The organism is Hydrogenophaga laconesensis, assembly GCF_031457235.1.
GTDB classification, from domain to species: Bacteria; Pseudomonadota; Gammaproteobacteria; order Burkholderiales; family Burkholderiaceae_C; genus Hydrogenophaga; species Hydrogenophaga laconesensis.
This window is the reverse complement of sequence record NZ_JAVDWE010000004.1, coordinates 190,459-215,777: the sequence shown is the minus strand read 5'-3', so window position 1 is coordinate 215,777 and position 25,319 is coordinate 190,459. Positions and strand designations below refer to the sequence as shown.

Genomic DNA, 25,319 nt, shown 5'->3' with positions numbered 1-25,319 from the left:
GCTGGAAATGATGCGGAATATTGCCCGCCAAATATGGAAAGAATGAGCACGCGCAGTGGCATGGCTTGCACAAAGTTTGAAAGATTTGGGTTTAGTCTCGGGTGACCATGCCGACCGACCATCCCGCCCCCTCGCCACGTCCACGTGGCTGGCTCTCCCGCTTCGACACGTTGCGGGTGAAGCTTTTTCTCGCGATCGCCGGCGCGAACGTCGTGCTGGTGATGACCGCCTACCTGATCTACAGCTGGAGCTTTGACAAGGGGCTGGTGGAGTACCTGAACAAGGCCGACGAGAACCGCCTCCAGCCCATGATCGTGCGACTGGCCGAAGGCTATCGCCAGAATGGCAACTGGGCCTGGATCACCGAAGACCGGCAGCGCTGGCAAGACCTTTCTCGCGAGGTGCTCGGCACGGGACGCATGCCACGCCGCCCCGGCGAGCTGGCACCGACGCCGCCGGCACAGACGCCGTCCGACGCGCAGCCTCACAACCCTTCGCCGCAGGCACCACCGGCTGGCGCTCCGCCATCGGGACCACCGGCGCCGAACGTGCCACCCACCTTCACCATCGATCCACGGCTGCTGCTGCTCGACCCACAACGCAACCTGCTGGCGGGCCCGGAAGGCCGCACGGAGCAGGCGGTGCTCAAGGCCATCGTGGTCAATGAGCAGGTCGTGGGCTATCTGGGTTATGTGCCACGCCTGCAGATGGTGGCGTCTCTGGAGCGGGTGTTCCTCGCCCAGCAGACGCGCACCTTCGCTGCCATCGCACTGGGCATGCTCGCGGCCGTGCTGCTCAACGCGGCGCTGATCGCCCGCTGGCTGTCGCGCCGCCTGCGGGTGCTTGGCGACGGCACCGCCGCCGTGGCACAAGGCGACTACAGCGTGCGCCTGCCCACGCGCGGGCACGACGAACTGGCCCAGCTGGCCGAAGCCTTCAACCACATGGCCACCTCCCTGCAGGCGGCCCAGCAAGCCCGACAGCAGTGGATCGCCGACATCGCACACGAACTGCGCACGCCGCTGGCCACGTTGCGCGCGGAGATCGAAGCGCTGCAGGATGGCATCCGCCAGCCCGACACCGCGAATCTCGATTCGCTCGCCCAGGAGGTCAGCCGCCTCACCCGGCTGGTGGAAGACCTGCGGCTGCTCTCCCTGTCGGACCTGGGTGCGCTGGACTACCGTTTCGCACCGCTCGACCTTGGCCGCTTCGTGGGCCATCACCTGAACGATGCGGCGAGCCTGTCGGGCACGCCCTTGCACGTGCGCACCGAACTCGAGCAGGGCGTGGAGGTTCGCGCCGACGGTGACCGCCTCGATCAGGTGTTGAACAACCTCCTGCAGAACACCTTGCGCTACAGCGCCTCCCCCGCCACGCTCCAGGTGGAGGTGCGGCGCCACGACACGGAAGCGCAACTGACCTGGGAAGACACGGCACCCGGCGTCCCCCCCGCAGCCCTGCCCCGCCTGACCGAGCGGCTCTACCGCGTGGACGAATCGCGTGCCAGCGCCAGCGGCGGGTCGGGCCTGGGACTGGCCATTGCGCACGCCATCATTGAAGGCCACGGTGGCCGCATGCAAGCCTCGGCCAGCCCGCTTGGCGGGTTGCGATGGGACATCTGGCTGCCCCTGAACCCGGAGCCCGCGAATGCCTGACCGCATCCTGATCGTCGAAGACGAAAGCAAGATCGCCGGTGTGCTGGTGGACTATCTGACGAAGTCCGGCTACCACGTCCACCACATCACGCGTGGCGACGAAGTCGAGGACTGGCTGGCCCACCACCCGGTGGACCTTGTGCTGCTTGACCTCATGCTGCCTGGCAAGAGCGGCCTCGACATCTGCAAGGCCCTGCGTGCCGGCACGCCAGGCCAGCAGGCCCCGGCCATCATCATGGTCACGGCGCGTGTGGAAGAGATCGACCGCCTGCTGGGCCTCGAACTCGGTGCCGACGACTACATCTGCAAGCCCTTCAGCCCACGCGAGGTGGTCGCGCGCGTGAAAGCCGTGCTGCGCCGTGGCACGCACGCCGTCGCCACCCCGGACGAATTGCCCCATGGGTTGAAGCTCGAAGACGCCGCCTGGCGCGCCACCATCGCTGGACACGACCTCGGCCTGACCGCCGTGGAGTACCAGTTGCTCAAGGTGCTGAGCGCGCGCCCCGGCCGCATCTTCTCGCGCGAACAGCTGATGGACTCGATGTACCAGGACGAGCGCATCGTCTCGGACCGCACGGTCGACAGCCACATCAAGAAACTGCGCCGCAAGATCCAGGAGCAGCTCCCGGATCAGGAGCTGATCCATTCCGTCTACGGCCTCGGCTACAAATACGAGGCTTGACGGTTCAGCGACCAGCGATGGCGGCCAGGCGCTGGCTGTTCTCGCGCAGTTCGGCCAACGGATCTCGCCCTTCCGTTTGCAGCACGATGGCGCGCACGCCGGCTCTCTGAACGGCATCGGCCACCGCAGGCGGCAGATCGCGGTGGTGCAGCACGGCGGCCACCGACGCGCTACGCAGGTGCTGGGTGAGCTCGGTCAGAGCTTCTGGTGTCCACGCCTCGTCCGCCCGGGCATCGGTACCCGTCAGATCAAGGTTGAAGCCGTTGACGAGGTAGTCCAGCCGGTCCGACAGGCTGAACACCGACAGGTTGCCCGCCGCGGCCAGTCGGCCTTCGCTCTGAGCCGTGATGGCGAGCAATTGCTGGCGCAGATGGGCCACATTGGCTTGCAGGCGCGGCCTGGCAGCCGGCACGAGGCGCGCCACGTCGTTGGCGATCACGTCGGCCATGCGGCCCAGATTCACCGGGTCCAGCCACGGGAGGGCGTGGGCGGTGGGAGACTGTTCCTGCAAGGCCAGACCGGGCAAGGATGCGTCGAGCGGGCGGGCTGCGTCGATCTCGATCAGGCGAATGTTCTGGCGGCGCGCCAGTGGAAACAGGGGATCGTCCGGCCAGATGGAGCGCAGCGCCACCACCGCGTCGGCCTGGCGCGCGGCTTCACCGAGGCCGGCCGCGCCACGGCCCGCAAAGAAGGCGAGCTGGCGGCTGGGCGGCAAGGTGTCGGGCACGGGGCGCAGAACCACGATACCGGTGTCGCGCACCAGCTCGGTGGTGAGCGAAGCCACCACCGGATGGGCGACGAGCAGGCGCGCGGGCGCGGCCGCACTGGCCGCCACCGGAGCCGTCTGCGCCAGAACGGGCGCCCCCAACGACAGCACGATCAAGCCGGCCAGGCACCAGGCGGAGGAAGACAGACGCGAAGTCATCCGGCGTGTCCTTTCAATGACGGGGTGAATCCCCGGATGACCGCAGCGAGCGCGAACAGGCCGCCAGCGGTGAGGATGATGGCCGCGCCCGAGGGCACCGGCAACTCGAGTTCGATCGGCACCAGGATGCCGATCTGCGTGCTGACGGTGGCGATGAGAACGCTCAGCCAGAAAAAGCCCCGCAGCGACAGGCTCAGCAGGCGCGCCGCAGCGGCCGGAATGATGAGCAACGCACCGACCAGGATGGCACCGATCACCTTGACGGAGGCCACCGTGACGATGGTCACCAGCACGACGAAGAGGTAGTCAAGCAGCTTCACACGCACGCCACGCACACTGGCGAGCTGCGGGTTGAAGCTGGCCAGCATGAAGCGGTTGTACAACGGCACGGTGAGCGCCACGACGAGCGTGCCCACCACCGCGAGCACCAGCAGGTCACTGGCATCCACGGTGAGCACCGAGCCGAACAGCACGTTCTCCAGGATGTGGATGTTCACGCGACCCGACAGCATCAGCAGCAGGCTCGCTCCCATGGCCAGTGACACCGCGAGAAAGACACCGATCAGCGTGTCGGGCGACAGGCCGGTGCGGTTGCGCAGGTAGTTGAGCAGCATGCCGAACAGCAGGCAGTACGCGAACAGGCTTCCGTATGGCCCCGTGTAGGGCTCGCCCAGCAGGATGCCGATGGCAACACCCGTGAGGGCCGCGTGCCCCACGGCTTCCGAGAAGAAGGCCAGCCGCTTGACAACGACCAAGGTGCCCAGGCCACCGAGCACCGGCCCGATGAAGAGACCCGCAAGCACCGCGTTGACCACGAAACCGTAAGCCAGCGACGCGGGCAGCGTGCCGTGCCCGGCCATGTGCTGGATGTTCTGGCGGAAAGCGTCGAACGTGCCCATCAGGCCACCGCCTTTTCTTTTTCGTCCTCGCGCCGTTGCCGGCTGGAGAACAATGCGAGCACGCGTTGCGGGGTGAGCGTCTCGGCGGCCGGGCCATCGAACAGCACCTGCCGGCTCAGGCCCGTCACGTTGTCGGCCAGGCGCGTGACGGCGTCGAGGTCGTGCTCGATCCACAGCACCGTGACCCGCGTCTCGCGCCAGTGGGCAAGCAAGGACTCGAAGATCGCCTCACCCGCTTCATCAAGCGCGGACATGGGCTCATCGAGCAGGATCAGATCGGGCGAGGGGATGAGCGCCTGCGCCAGCAACACGCGCTGGCGCTCACCACCCGAGAGCGCGCCCATGCGACGACCGGCCTTGTCCCACATGCCCACCTGTTGCAGGGCCTGTTCCACCGGCGCTTTCCAGCGCGGCGACAGGCCAAGGAACACCGGCCGGCGCTGGCACATGGCCCCCATGAAGTCCATCACCGTCATGGGCAGGCCGGCATCGAAAGCCAGTGCCTGCGGCACATAACCAACGGTGCCCGGCAGTGCGCCGGGCCAGGTCAGGCTGATCTGGCCACGGTGCGGCATCTGGCCCAGCAATGCCTTGAACAGCGAACTCTTGCCACCGCCATTCGGCCCGACGAGCGCGTGCACGCTGCCCGCCTGCACACGCAGGTTCACTTGGCGGAGGATGTCGGTGTGGCCGAGGGTGAGGTCGACGGATTCGAAAGCGATACCCGGCCCGGCTGCTGTGCTCACGCAGACTCCTTGATCGCCCGCACCACGGTGGCCAGGTTGCGGGCAATCTCGTTCTCGAACTTGTCGGCCGTGTAGGGACCGTGCGAGATGTGCGTCAGCGCATAGAGGCGCACACCGGTCTCGCGGCGGATGGTGTCGACATAGGCGGAAGGGAAATCCATCTCCGAGAAGATCACCTTCACATCGAGCGACCGGATCTGGTCGATGGTGCCCTTGAGTTGGGCAGGACTGGGTTCGATGCCATGCGCCGGTTCCACCACGGCGGCCACTTCCAGACCGAACTCGCGCAGCAGGTAGTCGTAGGCGCCATGGATGGTGGCAATGCGCAGGCCGCTTGCGGGCGCCTGTGCCAGCTGGGCCAGCGCATCGGCGCGCAGCTTGCGCAGCTTCTGCGCATAGGCTCGTGCGTTGGCGGTGTAAGCCGACGCGTTGGCGGTATCGAGCTTGCCCAGTTCGCGCGCGATGGTGTTGACCTGCGAGATCGATGCCGTGACCGACAGGAAGGTGTGCGGATTCACCACCTTGCCCGACGTACCCCGCCCCGCACCCACGGCGGCCAGTAGCGGGACCTGCGCATTCGCCTCGATCACCTTGAGATCGGGCTTCTCGCTCGCGGCGATCATGCGGCCAGCAAAATCGTCATGGCCCACGCCGTTGAGCACGATCACATCCAGCGAGCCGATGCGCTTGATGTCTTCGGTGCGCGGCTCATAGGCGTGCGGGTTGAACCCGGCGGGGATGACAGGCACCACTTCGGCCAGGTCGCCCACGATGTTGGCGACATAGCTGTAGTAAGGATGCAGCGTCACGCCAATGCGCAGCTTGCGCGTCTGCGCCCCGACCGGCATGGCCGCGGCGGCGAGCGCCAGAGGTGACCAGGCCAGAGCGCACAGCAGGTGCCGGCGACGGGCAGAAGTCTGATGGTGGTCTTGCATGAGGAAATCCGAAAGAAGAAAACAGAAACGTGAGACCGGCGCTCAGCGCGCCGCGTCCTTGCGTGTCACGCCGGCGTCATAGCGCACCACCACCTCGCGCCAGCCCTGGCGCATCAGCGAGGGGGTATCGAGCTGGTCGGGCCACGCCTGAAGGCTTTCGCGGTGCACCCACACCTCGGGCTGGTCGTCGTGTGCATGGCCTCCGGGAGACGCCCCTTTCTCCCTGGGAACCGGCAACCGGAGCAGGAACGAGGCCGCCACATCGGCAACCGAACTGCGGCCAACATATGCCACCGCATGACCCTGGGCCACGGTGCGCCACTCGTGCGCCCCCCGTGCGGCCGCGCCCATGCCAGAAGCGAAAGGCGGCAGGTCCATCTCTCGCAACTGCTCGATACGTGGCATGGCCTTGTCGGTATCCGCTATCGCGGCGATTTCCTCCGCAGCCACCAACAGATCCGCATGCACGCCCTGCTCGGCGGCGTTGAGCTGGGTGCGGGCATCGATCTGATGGGACGACAGCGCTGCCGCCTCTTGGGGCTGAGAACGCACGCCGATCAGGATCGCCGCCACCAGCAGCACGCACCCGGCTGCCAGCAGAACCCACAGCGTCTCATGGCCTGCACCAGCGGGCCGCACCACCTGGACGAGCGCGCCTGCCCCGGCACGGTCCGACGCCGCGCTCATGGTTTCACGTCGGTGTGATCGACTTCCGCCGAGTGCTCGCCGCCATCCTCGATGCGAACGAAGAACTCGCCCGCGGGTCGCTTGAATTGCAACGACGAATCGCCGCCCAGTGTGCCCTTGAACAGCACCCGCTCGTCGTAGCCCTTCACCAGCACCGCCATGCCCACGGCATCGCTCCCGTCGGAGAACTCACCCACACAACGCACCATGTTGTCAGTGGCGGGCTTGCAGGTCAGCAGCAGGCTGTGGGCCGAAGAGAGTCCCGGCAGCGCCGCTGCCCCCATGAACACGGTAGACACAATCAGGGCGCGGTGAAAAAGGATGGGCATAGACCAGAATGCGTTGACTCCACCCTCGGCGCCGCCATCGGGTGGATCATGACGATAAACATGAATGAGAATTGTTAGCATTATAGAAAACAATTCTCCCGAAACTCGCCATCCCCTGCACTTTTCAAGCGCCGCCCCACGACAACGCCCATCGTCCGACCCCATGACACCCCATTCCAGCCCAACGCAGGTCCATACCTCTCTGCCAGAAGGCGTCGCCACCCTTGCCGATCACGAGCACCACGCGCGCGGCGTGCTGGACGCCCCCACGTGGGCCTACCTCTGTGGCGCAGCCGCCGACGAGCTCACGCTGGCGCGCAACGCAGAAGCCTGGCAATCACTGGAACTGCTGCCCCGCGTGCTCAGGCCCATGGCGGGCGGCCATACGCGCGTCGATCTGCTGGGCCGCACGTGGGCGCATCCCCTCCTCGTCGCCCCCATGGCCTACCAGCGCTTGGCCCACCCTCATGGCGAACAGGCCACCGCGCTTGCGGCAGCAGCATTGGGCGCGGGCATGGTGTTCAGCACGCAGGCCTCCATGCCGCTGGAGCAGATCGCCACCACCTTCCTCCCCGAGCCGGGCCGCGGGCCCCTGTGGTTCCAGCTGTATCTGCAACCCGACCGCGACTTCACCCGGGAGCTGGTGCAACGCGCCGAAAGCGCAGGCTTCGAAGCGCTCGTGCTCACGGTCGACGCCCCCGTGCAGGGCGCCCGCGATGCCGAGCGCCGTGCCGGCTTCCGGCTTCCTGCTCATGTGAGCGCCGTCAACCTTGTCGGCATGCGCCCACCACCCGTGCGTGCACTGCACCCTGGGCAGAGCGCACTTTTCGACGACTTGCTCACCCACGCCCCGGGCTGGGAAGACGTGGCCTGGCTGCGTTCCATCACACGCCTGCCCATCCTGCTCAAAGGCGTGCTACACCCCGACGATGCGCGGCAAGCCATCGCCAGCGGTGCGTCGGGCCTGATCGTGTCCAACCACGGCGGACGCACCCTGGACACCGCCGTCACCACCGCAAAAGCCTTGCCTTGCATTGCCGACGCCGTGCAAGGCGACGTGCCGTTGCTGGTGGATGGCGGCATCCGCCGGGGCACGGACGTGCTGAAGGCGATCGGCCTCGGTGCCAGCGCGGTGCTGATCGGGCGGCCGGTGCTGCATGGCCTCGCGAACGCTGGCGCCACGGGTGTGGCCCACGTCCTCAGGCTCCTGCGCGACGAGCTGGAAATCGCCATGGCACTCACCGGCTGCCGCACCCTGGCGGAAGCCCCGGCAACGCTGACGCAGTCACCGCGCTGACCAGTGCTGCGATTTTTTTGGAGAATTCCTGAGAATGCGAAACATTCTCGTTTAGAATGACCAGCAGCTTCCGGTCTCACGCTGCATCAGCGCAACCACGCGAAAGGATTTCCATGACCACCGGTCTCACCGTCCTTGGCGCCAGTCTCATGCTCATGCTGATCGCCGTGTGGTGGATTTTTCGACACAGATAGTTCATAACAAGGCCTGCTCCACGGCCCCACGCTTCCGTTCTGCCGCGCCTTCTGCACTTCGTCCTTATCTCATGCCTACCGCAAGCGCCAGCATGGCGTCCTCCCTGTCCCCCATGCCAGGCGCCGAACCACGCCGCCTGAACCGCCGCATTCTTGTGGTCGGCGCGGTGGTGGGTTTTCATCTGCTGGCCGTCTGGGCGCTGCAGAGCGGCCTGCTGCGGCGCGCGGTGGAAATGGTCATCCCCGTTCAGGTGCTGGCCGAGATCATCGAGCCTGCACAACCGCAGGTGGTTCCTGAACCGCCTCCACCCGCTCCGGTGGTGGCACCCAAACCCCAACCCAAACCGAAGCCGGTGGCGCGCCCCGAGCCGACGCCACAGCCGGTGCTGCAGCAGGAACCCTCTCCTGTTGCTCCGGTGGTGGCTCCGCCCGAGCCCGCCCCCCCCGCCGCCGTTGCCGCCGAACCCGCACCGCCCGCCCCACCGGCGCCCCCGGCCCCCCCCGCTCCGCCGCGCGTTGAGCTGCCGTCGAGCAGCGCCGACTACCTGAACAATCCGCGCCCGCCCTACCCCGCGCTGTCCAAGCGCATGGGCGAACAAGGCCGGGTGCTGCTGCGCGTCTACATCGAGACCAATGGCACGGCCAGCCGCGCCGAGATCAAGCGCTCCAGTGGCTACGAGCGCCTCGACCAGACCGCCCTGCAAACCGTGCAGCGCTGGCGCTATGTGCCAGGCAAACGCAACGGGGTGCCCGAATCCATGTGGTTCGACATCCCGATCAATTTCGTTTTGGAATAAATCTTCGTCATTTCCCCAGGAGTCAGAGAAACATGAATCCGCAATTCGCATCAACAGGCCTCGCCCACGTCTGGACGCAAGGTGACTGGGTCACCCGCTCAGTGGCCATCGTGCTGCTGGTGATGTCCCTGACCACCTGGGTCATCATTCTCTGGAAGGCACTGGACCAGCGCGCACAGCGCGCCCAGGCCAAAGGCGTCGAAGGCTTCTGGCACAGCGCCGACTTCGCCGAAGGCCTCGACAAGCTCGGCCCGGCCGAAGGCAACCCCTTCCGCGCCGTGGCCCTCGAAGGCCGCGAAGCCACCCGGCACATCCTGCACAAGGACGCCCACAACGGTGCACCACCCCAGCGCCAGCTGCACGACAGCCTGGACGTGAGCGACTGGGTGGAGCGTTCGCTGCGCAAGAGCGTGGACGACCACACCGCACGCGCCCAGAGCGGCCTTTCGGTGCTCGCCTCCGTGGCTTCCACCGCACCTTTCGTTGGCCTGTTCGGCACTGTCTGGGGTATCTACCACGCCCTGTTGAGCATCGGCGCTGCCGGCCAGGTCAGCATCGACCGCGTGGCCGGCCCGATCGGTGAGGCGCTGATCATGACCGCGCTCGGCCTGCTGGTCGCCATTCCCGCCGTGCTGGGCTTCAACGCCCTGGTGCGCGGCAACAAGGGCATCAGCCACCAGCTCAACCGCTTTGCACACGACCTGCACGCCTACTTCGTCACCGGCGCCCGCGTGAGCGCCAGCTCCACCGACGGCAAGGTGCTGCCGATGAAGAAGGCCTCATAAGGACACGCCATGGCCATCGGAACCCAATCGGACAACGACGAGATGATGAGCGAGATCAACATGATCCCGTTCATCGACGTCATGCTCGTGTTGCTGATCATCTTCATCATCACGGTGCCAGTCATCAAGCACGCGGTCAACATCGAGCTGCCTCAGGCCAGCATGGAAAAAGTGCTGGACAAGCCGGAGAACATCCGCCTGTCGGTGGACGCGGACGGCGCCTACTTCTGGAACGACCAGCGTGTGGACGATGCCGATTTCGCCAACCGCCTGGCAGCAGCTGCCGCCCAGGAACCCCAGCCCGAGCTGCATATCCGTGGCGACAAGGCGGTGAGGTATGAGCGCGTGGCACAGGCCATGGCCGCCGCACAGCGCAGCGGCGTTCGCAAGATCGGCTTCATCACCGAGCCCGCCACACCATGAACCCGACACCGAACACCTCCCCTGCGCCCAACCACGTGCCCGCGCCGGAAGGATCGCCGGCGCACGATGATCAGTGCATTGCTGTGCTGCCCAGCGCCGAACTTCTCCGTGGCCAGAGGGCCGTCGCCATCGACCACAACGGATCGCTGTACCGCCTGCAGACCACGCGGCAGGGCAAACTGATCCTCACCAAATAGGCGGAACCCGTCTCTTACTTGTTTCAGGAAATCGTGGGGCGACCCGGGGAATCACGTTCCCCGCGCGTCGTTTTTGGCCAGCCAACGGGTGTTTCACCCCATTAGCCAGGCATTTTTTGGCCCGCCACAGCGGCAGGTCGAATCACTTATGTATCGTGGGGCGACCGGGGATCACCTTCCCCGAGTCGTTTTTGGCCAGCCAGGAGGTTTGACCTCGTTAGCCAGGCGCTTTTTTCAAACGCGATACGGATCGTAACAGATCATCGATACCCCCGCCCCGCGCCGGGCAAAACGGGGGATGGTCATCAGAGGCCGATGGCAGCAATGCCCGCGCGCGCGATCTGCGCATCTTCGGTCGACTTCACCCCACTCACGCCCACAGCACCCAGGCACTGACCGTCTTTCATGATCGGCACACCGCCTTCGAGCATGCCCGAGATGGCGGGCGCGCTCAGGAACGAGACGCGCCCCTGGTTGATCACGTCCTCATAGATCTTGCTTTCACGACGGCCCAGTGCAGCCGTGTGCGCCTTGGCCGGGGCAATGTGCGATGAAATGGGCGGGGCGCCGTCCAGCCGCTGCAGCCAGAGCATATGCCCGCCATCGTCCACGATGGCGATGGTCACGGCCCAGTTGTTCTTGACGGCCTCGGCTTCGGCGGCAGCCGCGATGAGTTTGACGTCGGCGATTTCGAGAACTGCCTTGTTTTTCATGAACTTGGTCCTAATTGGGGGATCAGAGAAGAATTGCAGAGCAGGAGCTTAACGCCCTGGCACGGCATGCGAACCATAACGCGTGTATTGGCACACCCCAGGTCACAAGTGACCTTACCAAATGCATGCTGGGCCGCAGGCCGTTTCTTTGGCGCCACCGCCACCTACAATGCAATTTCGCCGGTTGCGCGTCATTCCGACGCGCAGCGACCGGCCACAGGCGTCAGATGATGAAGGAGATCACCACCATGACCGACCACGTACAGACCAGCGGCCGCTTCGGCACCGCCGTTTCCTCCGATGCACTGCGCAACAAAGTGATGCGCAACACCTACTGGCTGCTGGCGCTGTCCATGCTGCCCACTGTGCTGGGTGCCTGGATCGGTGTGCAGACAGGTATCACCGCCGCGCTCACGGGTGGCATGGGCCTGATCGTCTTTCTGGGTGGCGCATTTGCCTTCATGTTCGCCATCGAGAAGACCAAGAACTCCGCAGCCGGCGTGCCGGTGCTGCTGGCCTTCACTTTCTTCATGGGCCTGATGCTCTCCCGCCTCCTGGCTGCAGTGCTTGGCTTCTCCAATGGCTCCAGCCTGATCATGACCGCGTTCGGTGGCACCGCTGGCGTGTTCTTCATCATGGCCAACCTCTCGAGCGTGATCAAACGCGATCTGTCGGGGATGGGCAAATGGCTGTTCGTGGGTGCGCTGGCCATCATGATCGGCGCGATCATCAACGTGTTCGTGGGCAGCCCGGCAGGCATGGCCGTGATCGCGACCCTGGCCATCGTCGTGTTCAGCCTGTACCTGCTGTACGACCTCAAGCGCATTGTGGACGGTGGTGAAACCAACTACATCACCGCCACCCTGGGCCTGTACCTCAGCCTGTTCAACATCTTCCAGAGCCTGTTGATGCTCCTGGGCATGTTCGGTGGTGATCGCGACTGAGCTCATGGCGCTTCCAGAAAAAGGACCTCCGGGTCCTTTTTCTTTGTGGGTCCGCGCCATCACGCGTGAATTTTTGGCATATCGGGCGTCAAGTTCGGTCGGCAAACGCCGAAACAAGGCTCAACGAACCCCACATCATGCGACAGACCGCCCTTATCCTCTGCCTCCTGGCCTCCGTCAGCCTGCTGACCGGGTGCGAAGCACTGGGCATCGAAACCGCGACACAGATTGCGGCCAAAAAGGAAGCCGAAGGCAAAGCCATCGGCAGCGCCTGCCGGCATGCGGTGCGCAGCATCGAGAGCTGTTTCAGCGCCTACCCGCGCGCGGGCAAGGCGGCCGTGTTTGCCGGCTGGCGCGAGATGGACCAGTACATGCGCGAAAACTCGGTCGTTGGCATGCCCAGCGAACCGGGATCCGACGCATCGGCAACGCCTGCGAACGCCAACAAGCCGGGCAGCGAAGCGCAGAAGTCCTGATCAGCCCGGCTCGGCCGGTGCGGTGTCAGCACCTGGCACCCGCGACGGGTCCAGCTCGAACACCGCCATGCTCTCCACGTGCGCTGTGTGGGAGAACATGTTGACCACCCCAGCCGCCACGCAGCGGTATCCCGCCTGATGCACGAGAAGCCCCGCGTCGCGCGCCAGCGTGGCGGGGTTGCAGCTGACATAGACGATGCGCTGCGGTGGCCTCCAGCCGTTGCGCAACGCGGGATTCTGGTGCAGGTCGGCAATGGCCTTGGCCAACGCGAATGCCCCCTCGCGTGGCGGGTCCACCAACCATTTCTGCGCGACTCCGTCGGCGACCAGTTGTTCGGGCGTCATCTCGAACAGGTTGCGCGCCGCGAAGGTGGTCGGCGCCAATGCGCGCTCGCGGCCCGCCTGGTTTCTGGCCAGGTTCTCGTGCGAACGCGCCACCAGGGTGTCGCTGCCTTCGATGCCCAGCACCTCTCCGGCCGTTGTGGCGATCGGCAGGGTGAAATTGCCCAGGCCACAGAACCAGTCGATGACTCGCTCATCCGCCCGGGCGTCGAGCAGGCGCAAAGCGCGCACCACCAGCACGCGGTTGATATAGGGGTTGACCTGGGTGAAATCCGTGGGCTTGAAAGGCATGGTGATGCCAAACTCCGGCAGGGAATACGACAGCATCTCGCCCCCCTCATCGAGCAGGCGGACCGTGTCGGGCCCCTTGGCCTGCAGCCACCACTGAACACCGTGCTTCGCGCCAAAGGCGCGCAAGCGCGCCAGATCGCCATCGCTCAAAGGTTCGAGATGGCGCAACACGAGCGCAGTCACATCGTCCCCGCTGGCCAGTTCGATCTGCGGACAAGTGTCCCGTGCGTCCATGCCGAAGATGAGCTCGCGCAATGGCATGAGCATGCCACTCACGTGCGGTGGCAACACCGGGCAGACCTGCATGTCCGCCACATAGCGGCTCTTGCGCTCGTGGAAGCCGATCAGCACCTCGCCCTTCTTGTGCACGTGGCGCACCGAAAGGCGCGCTCGGTGGCGGTAGCCCCAGGCCGGCCCTTCGATGGGCCGCAGCAGGGTTTCGGGCTTCACCTTTCCCAGGTGCCAGAGGTTGTCTTCCAGCACGCGCTGCTTGACGGCCACCTGCGCCGCTTCGTGCAGATGCTGCATCTTGCAGCCGCCGCAGGCTCCTGCGTGAAGACCGAAATGCGGGCAACCGGGCCGGACGCGCTGTGAGGATTCGCGGTGCACCGCCGTGACGGTGCCGGCCTCCCAGTTGTTCTTCTTGCGATGAACACTGACGCTAACCTGCTCGAAAGGCAAGGCGCCCTCGATGAAGACCACCTTGCCGTCGGGTCGGCGGGCAATGCCCTGAGCGTCGATGTCAAGGGATTCGATCTCCAGCCAGCCCTCAGGCAGGGAAGGGCTCGGCGTCTGGGAAACCGCCTCGTTGCAGGCGGTGGTGAGAAGGCTGTTTTCGTGGAGAGCGGACACTGTCATCCCCCGATTGTCTCAGGAGAGCGTCCACCGCCCTCCTAACCCCAAGCCTTGAGGTATTCGTCCCAGTGGGGTTCTTCGGGCGCCAACCCGCCGAGCGTGTCTTTCACCAGGGCGATTTCCTGAGCGTATTCGGCTTCGGTGAAACCCCCGCGCATTTTCTGGAAGCGGCAATACACCAGGTAAGTGTTCATCACATCGGTTTCGCAGTAGCGGCGGATATCGTCGGTCTGCCCGGCCAGGTACTGCGCGTAGACCTGCGACCCATCCATGCCGAGCTTGCCCGGGAAGCCACAGAGCTTCGCCATGGCGTCCAGGGGCGCATTGTTCTTGGGGGAATACATCGCCAGCAGGTCCATCAGATCCAGATGCCGCAGGTGGTACCGGCTGATGTAGTTGTTCCACTTGAACTCGCGGTCGTCTTCGCCCAGGTCCCAATATTTGCCGGCTTCGACACCATGACACAGGCCGCGGTAGTGCAGCACCGGCAGATCGAAACCGCCGCCGTTCCAGCTCACCAGCTGCGGCGTGTGCTTCTCGATGGCATGGAAGAAGGCCTGCACCACCTTGCCTTCGCTCTGCCCGTCCCGGTCCACGAAGGAGTGGATGCGCAGCCCTTCGGCGTTGCGGAAAACGCAACTGATGACCAGCACGCGCTGCAGATGCAGCGGCATGAAGTCGCTCTGGCCGCGTTCCTGGCGCTCGGCCAGCCAGGCCGCGTGGACCTGCGCGTCGGTGAGCTCTACGGGTGCTCCACGCAGGGCGCGCAGGCCGTCGACGTCGGGAATGGACTCGATGTCGAAGACGAGAACCGGCCAGGCCATGCCGAGCCGGGCCTTAGCGCCTGGGCAGGTGGCCCATGGGGTCGACCGGTTTGCCCAGGCGACGGACTTCGAAATGCAGCTTCACGCGGTCGGTGTCGCTGCTGCCCATCTCGGCGATCTTCTGGCCCTGGCGCACAGTCTGGTCTTCACGCACCAGCAGCGCCTGGTTGTGTGCGTAAGCGGTGAGGTAGGTGTTGTTGTGCTTGAGGATGATCAGGTTGCCGTAGCCACGAAGGCCTGCACCGGCATACACCACGCGGCCATCTGCGGCGGCGACCACGGGGTCACCCACCTTGCCCGCGATCGACACCCCCTTGTTGTTGGCCTCGTCGAACGGCGTGATGACCGTGCCCTGGGCCGGCCAGATGAAAGTGATCTCATCGCCGCCGCTGGCTGCTGGTGCGGGCGCCGGTGCAGGAGCGGGTGCCGGTGCAGGCGTGGCCGCGGGCGGCGGCGCGGTTTCCGTCAACGGGCGGGAAGCGACGCCGGAGCTGGCCACAGGACTGGTGGTGGGCCCGGAGGGAACGGCGGGCGCTGTGGCGGTACCGGCGCCAGGCGGCTGCACGCGCAACACCTGGCCCACTTCCAGCGCATTGGGATTGGTCAGGTTGTTCCAGGCCTGGATATCGCGCCAGTTCTGCCCGCTGTCCAGCGCGATGCGGAACAAGGTGTCACCCGCCTTGACCGTGTAGAAGCCGGGTTTTCCGGCGTTCTCTGCGCCCGGCATCGGCGCCACCTCGACCGGGCGGTTGGTCGATGCGCCGCGGTCCTCCACAGGCGCCGGGCGGTCCAGACGGGTCGTGGAACAACCGGCGACCACCATCAAGCCCGCCAGGGCAGACATGACCGAGACGCCTCGCCATGCAGGCCGCCCCGATTCCTGGGGATCACCCGAGCAATGGAAAACACGCTTGTTCATGAAAACTCCCACGATGGCAGGACTTTCTGGCTACAAATACGCCAGAACATCCGGAAAAAGGACATGTTGCTGGCCCCATGGGAGGCAGGCAACATCATGCAACACCCGATTTTAGAGGCACAAAGAGGACGGCCTCGAGTTCGGTGCGCACGATCCCGGTCGGGGTTTTGTCCACCACCACCAGGTTCTGCCGGCCCGCCGCCGTGACCGCTGGCGCCACCAGCCGGCCACCAACGGCCAGCTGGTCGATCCAGGCCGCCGGGATGTCATTGCCTCCCGCCGCCGCGATGATGGCGGCATACGGCGCCCCCTTCGGGTACCCCAGCATGCCGTCGCCGAACAACAGGTGCAGGTTGGAGAGGCGGAACCAGCGAAGGTTCTCGCGAGATTTCTCATGCAGTCCCTTGAGGCGCTCGATGCTGTAGACCTCGCGGGCGAGATGGCTGAGCAAGGCCGCCTGGTAGCCGCATCCGGTGCCGATCTCGAGCACGCGGCCGAGCTTGTCGGAACGTCCCTGGCACAGCAGTTCCAGCATGCGCGCCACCACGCCCGGCTTGGAGATGGTCTGCCCGAGTCCGATCGGCAGGCTGGTGTCCTCATAGGCCTGGTTGACCAGCGCGGAGTCCACGAAACGGTGGCGTTCCACGCTCTGCAAGGCAGCGAGCACGCCTGGGTGCGTGATGCCCTGCCCCTGGATCTTGCGCACCATCGCAGCCCGCACGGCCTGCGATTCCATGCCCACGCCGGACGGTATGACAGGCGGTGCCGGCACCCGCGGCACCGCCTTGGGCGAAGGCGCTGGGGCGGCTGCGGGGCGCGGGGCCGAGCGAGGCTGCAGCTGGTTCCGTGGCACGGGCGCGGGCGCGGCCACGGGAAGCCGCGCCGGGAAACCGGGCCGGGGCTTCGAGGCAACCGGCGCGATGGAGGAGGAAGGCCCGGAGGTAGGATGGCCGCGTTTCACGAGGAGGTTCCGCCAGTGGCAGCAGGTTCGGTGGCGGAGCCTGACAGGCTGGCGGCCATGGGCGCCCAGTAAGCCAGTCGATCGTGGTCGGTCAGATCCACCTGCAGCGGCGTGATCGTGGCGTAGCCCTGCAGCGAGGCATGGAAGTCCGTGCCTTCCGCGTCGTCCTTGGCCTTTCCCGCGCTGCCGATCCAGTACATGGTGTCGCCCCGCGGGTTGGTCTGGGAAATCACCTGCTCGGCGACGTGGCGGCGCCCCAGGCGTGCGACCTTGAACCCGCGCAACTCGGCCAGCGGACGATTCGGAATGTTCACGTTGAGCAACCAGGGGTCGGCAGGGGGTCCATTTTCCAGGGATGGCAGCAACTGCGACACCAGCCGCGCTGCCATCTGTCCCGCATCCTCGAGGTGGGCCCAACCCTTTTCTGTCTGGGAAAAAGCGATGGCGGGCACACCGAACAGATAGCCCTCCATGGCGGCTCCCACCGTACCCGAATAGATGGTGTCGTCACCCATGTTGGCGCCGTTGTTGATGCCCGAGACCACCAGGTCGGGCCGGTAGCCCAGCAGCCCGGTCAGCGCGATGTGCACGCAGTCGGCAGGCGTGCCGTTCACATAGCGGAAGCCGTTGTGGGCCGTGTGCACATACAGCGGTGAATGCAGCGAGAGCGCGTTGGACTTGGCGCTGTTGTTGTGCTCGGGAGCCACCACCTCCACCTCGGCCAGCCCCTTGAGGGCCTCGTACAGCGCCACGATGCCCGGCGCCTGGTACCCGTCGTCATTGGAGATGAGGATTTTCATTGCCGCGATTTTAGGGCGATCAGAGGTCACGCCCGGGACACACAGCGGGCTTTCCCGCTGCGGAGGATGCCTGCCGCTGCCTATCATGGAACGGCTTCATGATCATTTGAACGAGGACACACCATGCATGCCTGGCTCTGCGAAAACCCTGTCGGCGTCGACGCCCTGACCTGGAAGGAACTGCCCACACCGGCGCCCAAGGCCGGCGAGGTGCTGATCGAGATCCAGGCGGCGAGCCTGAACTTTCCCGACCTGCTGATCGTGCAGAACAAGTACCAGATGAAGCCGCCCCTGCCCTTTGTGCCGGGGTCGGAGTACGCGGGCGTGGTGCGAGCGGTGGGTGACGGCGTGAAGCATCTGCAGATCGGTCAGAGCGTGGCCTGCCTGAGCGGCACGGGGGGCTTCGGCACCCACACGATCGCGCCCGCGGCCCTGTGCATGCCATTGCCACCCGGCTTCCCGGCCGTGGACGCCGCCGCCTTCATCATGATCTACGCCACATCGTGGCACGCGCTCATGGACCGCGGCGCCCTCAAGGCCGGAGAGACCGTGCTGGTGCTCGGGGCGGCCGGCGGCGTGGGCACGGCGGCGATCCAGATCGCCAAGGCAGCGGGCGCCCGGGTGATCGCAGCCTCCTCCAGCGATGAGAAATGCGAGCTGTGCAAGCAGCTGGGCGCCGACGCCACCATCAACTACAGCGTGCACACGCCCAAGGAAGGGCTGCGCGATGCCATCAAGCAACTCACCGATGGCAAGGGCCCGGATGTGATCTACGACCCGGTGGGTGGTGACTTCGCCGAGCCTGCGTTCCGATCGATTGCGTGGCGTGGCCGCTATCTGGTGGTGGGTTTTGCGAGTGGTCCGATTCCCGCTCTGCCATTGAACCTCACCCTGCTCAAGGGGGCGAGCCTGGTGGGCGTGTTCTGGGGTGACTTCGCGCGGCGCGAACCCAAGGCCAACGCCGAGATGATGCAGGCGCTCGCCACCATGTATGCCAAGGGTCAGGTAAAGCCTGTGATCGACCAGACGCTCCCCATGAGCGAGCTGCACAAGGCCTACGCCATCATGGGATCTCGCTCGGTCAAGGGCAAACTGGTGATGGTGAACTGAACGCAGCCTCACTCTTCCCGGTCGTTCCTGCCAAAAAGTACCGTTCCTGACGGAAGAACGTCCGCCAGGAACACATAAGGTTACACACGTAACCGTATCATCCGCCCAGGCACGCGGATGCCATGGGCATCCGCTTCTCCAGCGGCGAAAACCCTTGGCAGACAGGTTTCGTCGCGACATTTATCGGCGAGACCCATGAAACACCCCACACGCGCCGCACGCTCACACTCCCGCATTCCTTCGCACTCGGCACGCGGTCGCCTCACAGCTGTCGCGGCCGCCTGCACCCTGCTGGCACTGGCGCAGCCTGCAAGGGCGGGCCACTACGTCGCCAGCGATGAAGCCGGGCTGGCAGCCGCGATCACCGCAGCCAGCGCCGACGGCGACCCCAGCGCCACCATCGCCCTCACGGCGAACATCACGGTCGTGAACCCCTTCGCGATGCCGGTTGCCACCAAGCCCATCGCCTTCCTGCAGAACGGGTTCACCCTGTCTGCATCCGGCGTCAGCATCTACTATGCCGGCCCCGGCGTCACGCTCAGCTTCGACGGCACCGTGGACGGGCCTGACCGCCAGTACAAGGCGGGCGTGGGCACGGTGGTGCTCACGGGCACCGGCAGCAATTTCGTCAACAGCATCAACGTCACGGAAGGCGAACTGCGCATCGAGAGCGGTGGCCAGATCACGTTCGGCAACGGGGTTGACGGTGGCCTCTACGTGAATGGCGACGACACGCACGTGACCGTGACGGGCGTTGGGTCGTTCATGGACGCACGTGACGGCATCGTGAGCGTGGGATCCTCGGCAGGCAGCAGCCTCACCGTGGCTGCGGGGGGTCAACTCCGGACCACGAGCGCGGCGTTCTTCGCCATGGACCCAGGGAGTCGCGCAACCGTCACCGTGACGGGGCCCGGTTCCGCCCTCACGTCCGGCGGGACCATGACCGTGGGCCGTGACGGCAGCGCATCGCTCACCCTGGCGAATGGTGGTCAGGCCGTGGTCAATGGGGGCGCTGGCACGCTGAACATCGGCACGAACGCAGCGGGCTCCGGCACACTCAACATTGGCGCAGCGGTGGGCTCGGCGGCCACCGGGGCGGGCAGCCTGCAGGCAGGCCTGGTGCAGTTCGGTGCGGGCAGCAACAACGCTGTCAACTTCAACCACACCGATGCCAGCTACAGCTTCGCCACGCCGATGGCCGGCAACGGCACCGTGCAACAAACGGGGCCAGGCACCACGGTGCTGTCGGGCCTCAACACCTACACCGGCGCAACGCGTGTCACCTCCGGTACCCTGCGGGCAGGGGGAGCGTCCACCCTGAGTTCGGCATCGGCCTACACGGTGGGCGCAGGCGGCACACTGGATCTGAACGGCTTCAGCCACAGCCTGGCGGCCATGGACATCGCGGGCACGGTGTCCACCGTGGGTTCGGTACCGGGCACGGTGCTCACCGTCAATGGTGTGTGGCAGGGATCGGGTGGCACGCTGCGCCTCGGAACGCGGCTGGACGCGGACGCCAGCGTGTCCGATCGCCTGGTGCTCAACGGTGTCGGGGCCTCGGCCACGGGCACGACGACGCTGCAGATCGTCAACATCGGGGGCCTCGGTGCGCAGACGGTGGGTGATGGCATCGAAGTGATCACCGCGCAAGGCGGGGCGGTAACCACCGCACAGACCACGCGCGATGCCTTCGTGCTTCAGAGCGGTCAGGTGGTCGCGGGTGCCTACGAATACCGCCTGTTCGCGGCCGATGCCGCCGGCAACGGCGAGAACTGGTACCTGCGCTCCGCCGGTGTGACGCCGGGCACAGTCGCCTACCGCTCCGAAGTGCCGTTGTTCACCGCCCTGCCCGAGGAGTTGCGCCAGTCGGGCCTGGTCATGGTGGGCAACATGCACCAGCGCATGGGCTCTGAGCGACAGGGGGCAAGCGGTCAACCCGAATCGTGGGCCCGCATCATCAGCACGGAGCGCGACGTTGCCCAGGGCGGTGCTTCCGCACCGGTGAGCCACACGCGGTTCAACGGCGTTCAGGTCGGGGTCGACCTCTCGAGCGACACCGCGTGGCGCGCTGGTTTCTACCTGGGTCAGCTCGAAGGCCGGTCGAGCGTCCGCGGTTTTGCCAGCGGCGTCGAGAACCAGGCCGTGGGCGGCAACCGCCTGCGCAGCCGCTACCTGGGGGCCTACACGACGTACCGCCACGCATCGGATCTCTATGCCGACGCGGTGCTGCAACTGGGCACGCACGACTACACACTGCGGCCAGCCACTGGTGCCGCCGCCAGCGCCGATGCGGACAGCTGGCTCGCGTCGCTGGAAGTGGGAAAACCGTTCCATGTCGGCTCGCGCTGGCAGGTGGAGCCGCAGGCGCAAATCGTGTACCAGCGCCTTGAAGTCAGCCATGCACAGGTCACCAATGCCACCGCGCAGCTGGACACGCGGCCCGGCTGGCTTGCGCGGGTCGGCGTGCGCGTGAAGACGTCCATGCCCACCAGCGCAGGCACGCTGCAGCCCTACGGCCGCTTCAACGTCTACCACACGGGTGGCGGATCGGACGTGGCGAGTTTCGGCGCAGCGGGCGGCTCGACCAGCTTCATCACGCGCATGGGCGGCACCAGCACCGAAGCGTCGATCGGTGCCGTGCTGGACATCGCCCCGCGCGCCAGCGTGTATGCCGAAGTGGGCAAGCTCTGGGCATCGGGCGGCGACAGCCGCACCTCGGGCGGCCTCAACGGCTCGGTCGGCCTGCGCTGGCGCTGGTGACCACGATGCTCTGAGCGAGCTGCCAGATCGCCTGGCGGTGCGCAGCAGCCAGGGTGTCGACAGAGCTGTCCGGGAGCGCCACCTGCACGTCGGCCATCCGGGTCTCGGGCGCAGCCGCCGCGCTTGTGCGTTCATCGCTCAACCACCAGCGCGCCTTGAGATGCAGGGAACGGCGCCCGGCATCGGCCACCAGGGTATCGATCTCCACGCGGAGGCGGCGCTGCACAGCCACACCTGTGGGCACCGGCGAACGCCATACCCGACCCGCGCCGCGAAGCCGCGCCAGATCCGCCGCGAGCAACCTCGGGATGCTGTCGCGCAGGGGCTCCGCCCAGCGGTGACCCGCCAGCGGCAACAGCGTGGCCGCACCGCTGGCCACCACCAGCGTGTCCCGGTCCAGTGCGCCCGGCAATCTCACCGTGCCCACCAGCTCCCAGATGCTGCCGTCGCCCGGCTGCAGTGGGACTTCAGGTCCAGGCGGATCGGCGCGCAGTTCGTACCATCGTGTGGGCTCGTTGTTGCTGCTGGCGCAGCCGGCCAGCACCCAGGGTGCCAGGCACAAACCAGCCAGGGTGGCGCGGCGTTTCATTCCGAGACCTTTCTGCCCCGCAGGAGCGAATCGGGTTGTTGTTCCAGCGTTTCGGCCAGGTCGCGCAGGGCGCGCGCCGCGCGCGAGAGATCGGTCAGTGCGCGGTCCGCGTTGACCGCGAGATTCGAGTCGCTTGATGTCGCCTCGCGCAGGGCGGCAGCGCTGCGCGCCACCTCGTCCGCCGCGCGCTGGAGGTTGGTCACCAGCGGCGCATCGGGCGCCAGCAATTCGCCCACGCGTTCGGAGGTGCGGCCAAAGCCCACGGCGGTGTTGTCGACCGATCTGGCCGCCTTGCTCATGTCGTCCATGGCGCGGCGTGTGGCGGCCATGGAGCGTTGCAATTCCTCTGTCATCGGGTCCAGGCGTTTGTCCAGCCGATCGGACACGCGCTTGAAGCTGGCCGTGATCTCGGCGAGATCGCGCAAGGCCTGGTTGAGCTGAGGCCCGGAAATCACCGCACGCGCCGAGGCCGCGATGGCGGCCAGGTCGTCGGTGATCTTGCGCAGGTCAATGCCTTCGAGCTGGTCACGCAGGTTCTGGATGGCGGTGGGTATCGTCGGTATCTCGGTGAAGCCACGCTGCGTGCCTCGCGCGTGCGCCGTGCGTTGTGGACGCAGATCCAGGTCGACATACAGCAGGCCGGTCAGCAGGCTCTGCATGGAGAGCTGCGCACTCATGCCCCGCTCCACCAGTGCCGGCAAGGCCAGTTCCGGCGGGGCTTCCCCCTCGGCCCGCTTGCCGTCGAGCCCCCGCAAAGCGTCGCTGTCGAGCGATGCCACCACGGGAATGGAGAAGGTGTCGGTACCGGCGTCGTAGGACACCTCGATGGATTCGACGCTGCCCACGCGCACGCCACGGAACACGACCGGAGCGCCCACCTGCAGACCGTACACGGAGCCACTGAAGTACATCACCGTGCGTTCCTTGCGGGTGAAGTAGTTGGAGCCGGCCAGCGTGATGATGGCCACAGCGATGAGTGCGATGCCGGCCACCACGAAGGTGCCGATCAGTGTGGGGTTGGCCTTGCGCCTCATGCGGGGTCCTCCTTTCCAACAGGGGTGGCACCACGGCGCAGGAAGCGTTGCACTTCCTCGGGACCGTTGCGCCTCAGTTCTTTGGGCGGTCCCAGCGCCGTCATGGTCTTGGTCTGCGCATCGAGAAACAACAGCCTGTCGGCCAGCGCGAAGATGCTCTCCAGCTCGTGGCTGACCATCACCACGGTGGTGCCCAGGTCGTCGCGCAGGTGCAGGATGAGTTCGTCCAGGTGTGCCGAGGTCAACGGGTCGAGGCCTGCCGAGGGTTCGTCCAGGAACAGCAGCGGTGGGTCGAGCGCGAGCGCCCGCGCGATCGCCGCCCGCTTGCGCATGCCGCCACTGAGCGTGGCAGGCTCGGCGTCGAAGCTGCCCGCCAGCCCCACGAGCGCGAGCTTGAAGCGCGCCTCCTGCTCACGGCGCTCCGCATCCATGCCGCCGAGCACCTGCATCGGCAACATCACGTTCTCACCCACAGTCATGCTGCTCCACAGTGCACCGGCCTGGAACATCACGCCGAAAGACTGCAGCAGCGCGGTCCTTGCCTCTTCGTCGACCGTGTAGAGGTCCTGGCCGCCGTACAGCACCCGGCCCTTCGCCGGCTCCTGCAGGCCAATGAGATGACGCAGCAGCGTGCTCTTGCCACAGCCACTGCCGCCGGCCAGCGCAAGCACTTCGCCGGGCAGGATCTCGAAATCGAGATCGCGCTGGATGACCTTGCTGCCAAAGGCCATGGTCAGGTCCTCCACGCGCACCAGCGCATCGCGGGATGGCGTGTCACGCGCATGGGCCGTTGCGACGGCTGGGGTTCCGGGTTCTTGCATCGATCTAGTAATTCAGACGTTGAAACACCACGGTGAGTGCGGACGCAACCACGACGATCCACACAATGGCCTGCACCACCGAGGCCGTGGTGGCATCACCGACGGCCTGGGCGCTGCGCCCGGCCGACATGCCCTGCAGGCAACCGGCGAGCGCCACCAGCACCGAGTAGGTCGTTCCCTTGATCAGGCCCACCACCACATGCGGAAGCGTCAACGCCTGCATGCTGGCATACACGTACTCCAGCGGCGTGACGCCGTAGATACCGACCGCCACCAGCCAGCCCACTGCCATGCCCACGGCTGCGCCGAACGCGGTGAGCAAGGGGCCGATGATGAGCAAGGCCAGCACGCGGGGCAACACGAGGAAGTCGATCGGGTTCACACCCATGGTGGCCAGCGCATCAACCTCTTCGTTGGCACGCATGCTGCCGATCTGCGCGGCGAAGGCGGCACCCACCCGACCTGCGAGCACGATGCCCACGAGCAAGGCCGCCACTTCGCGCACCACACCCACGGTCACCAGGTCGGCAATGTAGTTCTGCGCACCGAAGCGCTGCAACTGCGCCGCTCCCATGTAGGCCACGATCAGCCCCACCAGAAAGCACACCAGCGCCACGATGGGCAGGCTGCGCGGCCCGGTCTGCTCGATCTGCCACGCCAGGTCGGACAGGCGCATGTCGCTGCGGCCACGCAGCCAGCGCCCCAGCGATAGCAACACCTCGCCGAAGAACGTCAGCGTCTTGCGACGCAAGGCCCACCACGCCGTGACGCGCGCACCGACACGGGCAACACGGGTCGACTGCGGCGCGGGCGCAGTGGAGCCTGGCGGTGGAGATTCGAGTGCGAGCGCCAGGATCTGTTGCAGACCATCGGGCAGCTCCTGCAACACCACGCTGGCATCGCGGCGCTGAAGCGGCTCAAGCTGGTGCCACAGCGACGAGACCAGGGCAGCGTCCCACGATGCCAGACCTGCGGCATTCACGCGCACGTTACGGGGTTCGTCATTAGAGGGCCGGTCGGGCAAGGCGGCACGATGACCACGCCAATCCCCGCTGAGTTCAAGAACCCAGTCGTCACCGTCCTGGAGCCAGCGTGCATCCGGGGCCTGTGTCTTGTCATGCACCTCCATCGTGTCCGACAAGGCATATCCGCTCGGGGCATCGCGCATGGAAGAACCCATTCATCTTCGGAATCTGGATTCTATCGACCGTGCCGTCTGTTGCCCTTCGCTCACCTGTAGGACAACGCCGCGTCGTCACCCCGAAACCGAAACATCAGCGTGGGCATGGGTTCCAATGAAGTGTGGACACTCAGAACTCCCCCACTGCA

Annotated in this window: 27 protein-coding genes; 11 read left to right on the top strand and 16 right to left on the bottom strand. The window is 66.1% G+C overall.

All coding sequences use genetic code 11. From position 1 onward, the window contains the following. Positions 1-107: 107 nt before the first annotated feature. Both J2X09_RS09670 and J2X09_RS09665 read left to right on the top strand, forming a co-directional pair. Positions 108-1,655 (top strand): ATP-binding protein, encoded by a 1,548-nt coding sequence (locus J2X09_RS09670; protein ID WP_204733098.1) that lies wholly within the window; start codon positions 108-110, stop codon positions 1,653-1,655. Beyond that, on the top strand, positions 1,648-2,337 hold the full coding sequence (locus J2X09_RS09665) for a response regulator (RefSeq protein WP_204733099.1): 690 nt from the start codon (positions 1,648-1,650) through the stop codon (positions 2,335-2,337). The genes J2X09_RS09670 and J2X09_RS09665 overlap by 8 nt, the downstream gene beginning before the upstream one ends. A 4-nt stretch (positions 2,338-2,341) precedes the next feature. On the opposite strand, the gene J2X09_RS09660 is transcribed toward J2X09_RS09665, so the two are convergent. Genes J2X09_RS09660 through J2X09_RS09635 form a run of 6 tightly spaced genes read right to left on the bottom strand, consistent with a single transcriptional unit; the run spans position 2,342 to position 6,858 of the window. After that, positions 2,342-3,262 carry a metal ABC transporter solute-binding protein, Zn/Mn family gene (locus J2X09_RS09660; protein WP_204733100.1) on the bottom strand — a complete coding sequence of 307 codons (921 nt, stop codon included), beginning with the start codon at positions 3,260-3,262 and terminating at the stop codon, positions 2,342-2,344. Beyond that, positions 3,259-4,161 carry a metal ABC transporter permease gene (locus J2X09_RS09655; RefSeq protein ID WP_204733101.1) on the bottom strand — a complete coding sequence of 301 codons (903 nt, stop codon included), beginning with the start codon at positions 4,159-4,161 and terminating at the stop codon, positions 3,259-3,261. Before J2X09_RS09655 ends, J2X09_RS09660 begins: the two co-directional genes overlap by 4 nt. Beyond that, the gene (locus tag J2X09_RS09650; RefSeq protein ID WP_204733102.1) at positions 4,161-4,907 is read right to left on the bottom strand and encodes a metal ABC transporter ATP-binding protein; all 747 of its coding nucleotides are present in this window, start codon (positions 4,905-4,907) and stop codon (positions 4,161-4,163) included. Before J2X09_RS09650 ends, J2X09_RS09655 begins: the two co-directional genes overlap by 1 nt. Next, positions 4,904-5,842: a metal ABC transporter solute-binding protein, Zn/Mn family gene (locus J2X09_RS09645; protein WP_204733103.1), complete on the bottom strand. Its 939-nt coding sequence runs from the start codon at positions 5,840-5,842 to the stop codon at positions 4,904-4,906. The genes J2X09_RS09650 and J2X09_RS09645 overlap by 4 nt, the downstream gene beginning before the upstream one ends. A gap of 42 nt (positions 5,843-5,884) precedes the next feature. Continuing rightward, a complete protein-coding gene (locus J2X09_RS09640; RefSeq protein WP_204733104.1) occupies positions 5,885-6,529 on the bottom strand; it encodes a DUF6162 family protein in 645 nt (214 codons plus the stop codon). Next, positions 6,526-6,858, bottom strand: coding sequence for a hypothetical protein (locus tag J2X09_RS09635; RefSeq protein WP_204733105.1), 333 nt, complete (start codon positions 6,856-6,858; stop codon positions 6,526-6,528). The genes J2X09_RS09640 and J2X09_RS09635 overlap by 4 nt, the downstream gene beginning before the upstream one ends. A gap of 163 nt (positions 6,859-7,021) precedes the next feature. Here J2X09_RS09635 and J2X09_RS09630 point away from each other — a divergent pair, with 163 nt between their 5' ends. The 5 genes from J2X09_RS09630 to hemP all read left to right on the top strand — a co-directional run bounded on the left by J2X09_RS09630 (position 7,022) and on the right by hemP (position 10,551). Continuing rightward, positions 7,022-8,155, top strand: a complete 1,134-nt coding sequence (locus J2X09_RS09630; protein ID WP_204733106.1) for an alpha-hydroxy acid oxidase — start codon at positions 7,022-7,024, stop codon at positions 8,153-8,155. Between the two features lie 286 nt (positions 8,156-8,441). Next, positions 8,442-9,146, top strand: a complete 705-nt coding sequence (locus tag J2X09_RS09625) for an energy transducer TonB (protein ID WP_310308098.1) — start codon at positions 8,442-8,444, stop codon at positions 9,144-9,146. 32 nt (positions 9,147-9,178) lie between these two features. Continuing rightward, complete coding sequence (locus tag J2X09_RS09620; RefSeq protein WP_204733108.1) at positions 9,179-9,931, top strand: MotA/TolQ/ExbB proton channel family protein; 753 nt, start codon at positions 9,179-9,181, stop codon at positions 9,929-9,931. A 9-nt stretch (positions 9,932-9,940) separates the two neighbouring features. Next, positions 9,941-10,354 carry an ExbD/TolR family protein gene (locus tag J2X09_RS09615; protein WP_204733109.1) on the top strand — a complete coding sequence of 138 codons (414 nt, stop codon included), beginning with the start codon at positions 9,941-9,943 and terminating at the stop codon, positions 10,352-10,354. After that, complete coding sequence (hemP, locus tag J2X09_RS09610; RefSeq protein WP_204733110.1) at positions 10,351-10,551, top strand: hemin uptake protein HemP; 201 nt, start codon at positions 10,351-10,353, stop codon at positions 10,549-10,551. The genes J2X09_RS09615 and hemP overlap by 4 nt, the downstream gene beginning before the upstream one ends. Positions 10,552-10,856: 305 nt before the next feature. Here the strand turns inward: hemP and J2X09_RS09605 are convergent, their stop codons facing one another. After that, positions 10,857-11,264, bottom strand: coding sequence for a GlcG/HbpS family heme-binding protein (locus tag J2X09_RS09605; protein ID WP_204733111.1), 408 nt, complete (start codon positions 11,262-11,264; stop codon positions 10,857-10,859). 248 nt (positions 11,265-11,512) lie between these two features. Here J2X09_RS09605 and J2X09_RS09600 point away from each other — a divergent pair, with 248 nt between their 5' ends. Further along, positions 11,513-12,208, top strand: coding sequence for a Bax inhibitor-1/YccA family protein (locus tag J2X09_RS09600; RefSeq protein WP_204733112.1), 696 nt, complete (start codon positions 11,513-11,515; stop codon positions 12,206-12,208). 137 nt (positions 12,209-12,345) lie between these two features. Next, positions 12,346-12,684, top strand: a complete 339-nt coding sequence (locus J2X09_RS09595; protein WP_204733113.1) for a hypothetical protein — start codon at positions 12,346-12,348, stop codon at positions 12,682-12,684. Here J2X09_RS09595 and rlmD read toward each other — a convergent pair whose 3' ends face one another. The 5 genes from rlmD to surE form a co-directional block, all read right to left on the bottom strand. Continuing rightward, positions 12,685-14,175: a 23S rRNA (uracil(1939)-C(5))-methyltransferase RlmD gene (rlmD, locus tag J2X09_RS09590; protein ID WP_204733114.1), complete on the bottom strand. Its 1,491-nt coding sequence runs from the start codon at positions 14,173-14,175 to the stop codon at positions 12,685-12,687. A gap of 35 nt (positions 14,176-14,210) precedes the next feature. Then, entirely contained in the window at positions 14,211-14,996 is a 786-nt protein-coding gene (locus J2X09_RS09585; protein WP_204733115.1) for a 3'-5' exonuclease, read from the bottom strand. Between the two features lie 13 nt (positions 14,997-15,009). Then, positions 15,010-15,840, bottom strand: coding sequence for a peptidoglycan DD-metalloendopeptidase family protein (locus J2X09_RS09580; RefSeq protein ID WP_204733301.1), 831 nt, complete (start codon positions 15,838-15,840; stop codon positions 15,010-15,012). Positions 15,841-16,009: 169 nt separating this feature from the next. After that, complete coding sequence (locus J2X09_RS09575; protein WP_204733116.1) at positions 16,010-16,651, bottom strand: protein-L-isoaspartate(D-aspartate) O-methyltransferase; 642 nt, start codon at positions 16,649-16,651, stop codon at positions 16,010-16,012. A gap of 221 nt (positions 16,652-16,872) precedes the next feature. Continuing rightward, entirely contained in the window at positions 16,873-17,676 is an 804-nt protein-coding gene (gene surE / locus J2X09_RS09570; protein ID WP_204733117.1) for a 5'/3'-nucleotidase SurE, read from the bottom strand. Positions 17,677-17,799: 123 nt separating this feature from the next. Here surE and J2X09_RS09565 point away from each other — a divergent pair, with 123 nt between their 5' ends. Both J2X09_RS09565 and J2X09_RS09560 read left to right on the top strand, forming a co-directional pair. Next, positions 17,800-18,786, top strand: a complete 987-nt coding sequence (locus J2X09_RS09565) for an NADPH:quinone oxidoreductase family protein (RefSeq protein ID WP_204733118.1) — start codon at positions 17,800-17,802, stop codon at positions 18,784-18,786. A 195-nt stretch (positions 18,787-18,981) separates the two neighbouring features. After that, the gene (locus J2X09_RS09560; RefSeq protein WP_204733119.1) at positions 18,982-21,546 is read left to right on the top strand and encodes an autotransporter family protein; all 2,565 of its coding nucleotides are present in this window, start codon (positions 18,982-18,984) and stop codon (positions 21,544-21,546) included. On the opposite strand, the gene J2X09_RS09555 is transcribed toward J2X09_RS09560, so the two are convergent. Genes J2X09_RS09555 through J2X09_RS09540 form a run of 4 tightly spaced genes read right to left on the bottom strand, consistent with a single transcriptional unit; the run spans position 21,512 to position 25,158 of the window. Continuing rightward, positions 21,512-22,135: a PqiC family protein gene (locus J2X09_RS09555; protein ID WP_204733120.1), complete on the bottom strand. Its 624-nt coding sequence runs from the start codon at positions 22,133-22,135 to the stop codon at positions 21,512-21,514. The two genes, J2X09_RS09560 and J2X09_RS09555, sit on opposite strands and share 35 nt — an antisense overlap. Beyond that, complete coding sequence (locus tag J2X09_RS09550) at positions 22,132-23,169, bottom strand: MlaD family protein (protein ID WP_204733121.1); 1,038 nt, start codon at positions 23,167-23,169, stop codon at positions 22,132-22,134. The genes J2X09_RS09555 and J2X09_RS09550 overlap by 4 nt, the downstream gene beginning before the upstream one ends. Next, positions 23,166-23,990 (bottom strand): ABC transporter ATP-binding protein, encoded by an 825-nt coding sequence (locus J2X09_RS09545; RefSeq protein ID WP_204733122.1) that lies wholly within the window; start codon positions 23,988-23,990, stop codon positions 23,166-23,168. Before J2X09_RS09545 ends, J2X09_RS09550 begins: the two co-directional genes overlap by 4 nt. A 4-nt stretch (positions 23,991-23,994) precedes the next feature. Next, entirely contained in the window at positions 23,995-25,158 is a 1,164-nt protein-coding gene (locus J2X09_RS09540; RefSeq protein ID WP_310308089.1) for an MlaE family ABC transporter permease, read from the bottom strand. Positions 25,159-25,319: the final 161 nt, after the last annotated feature.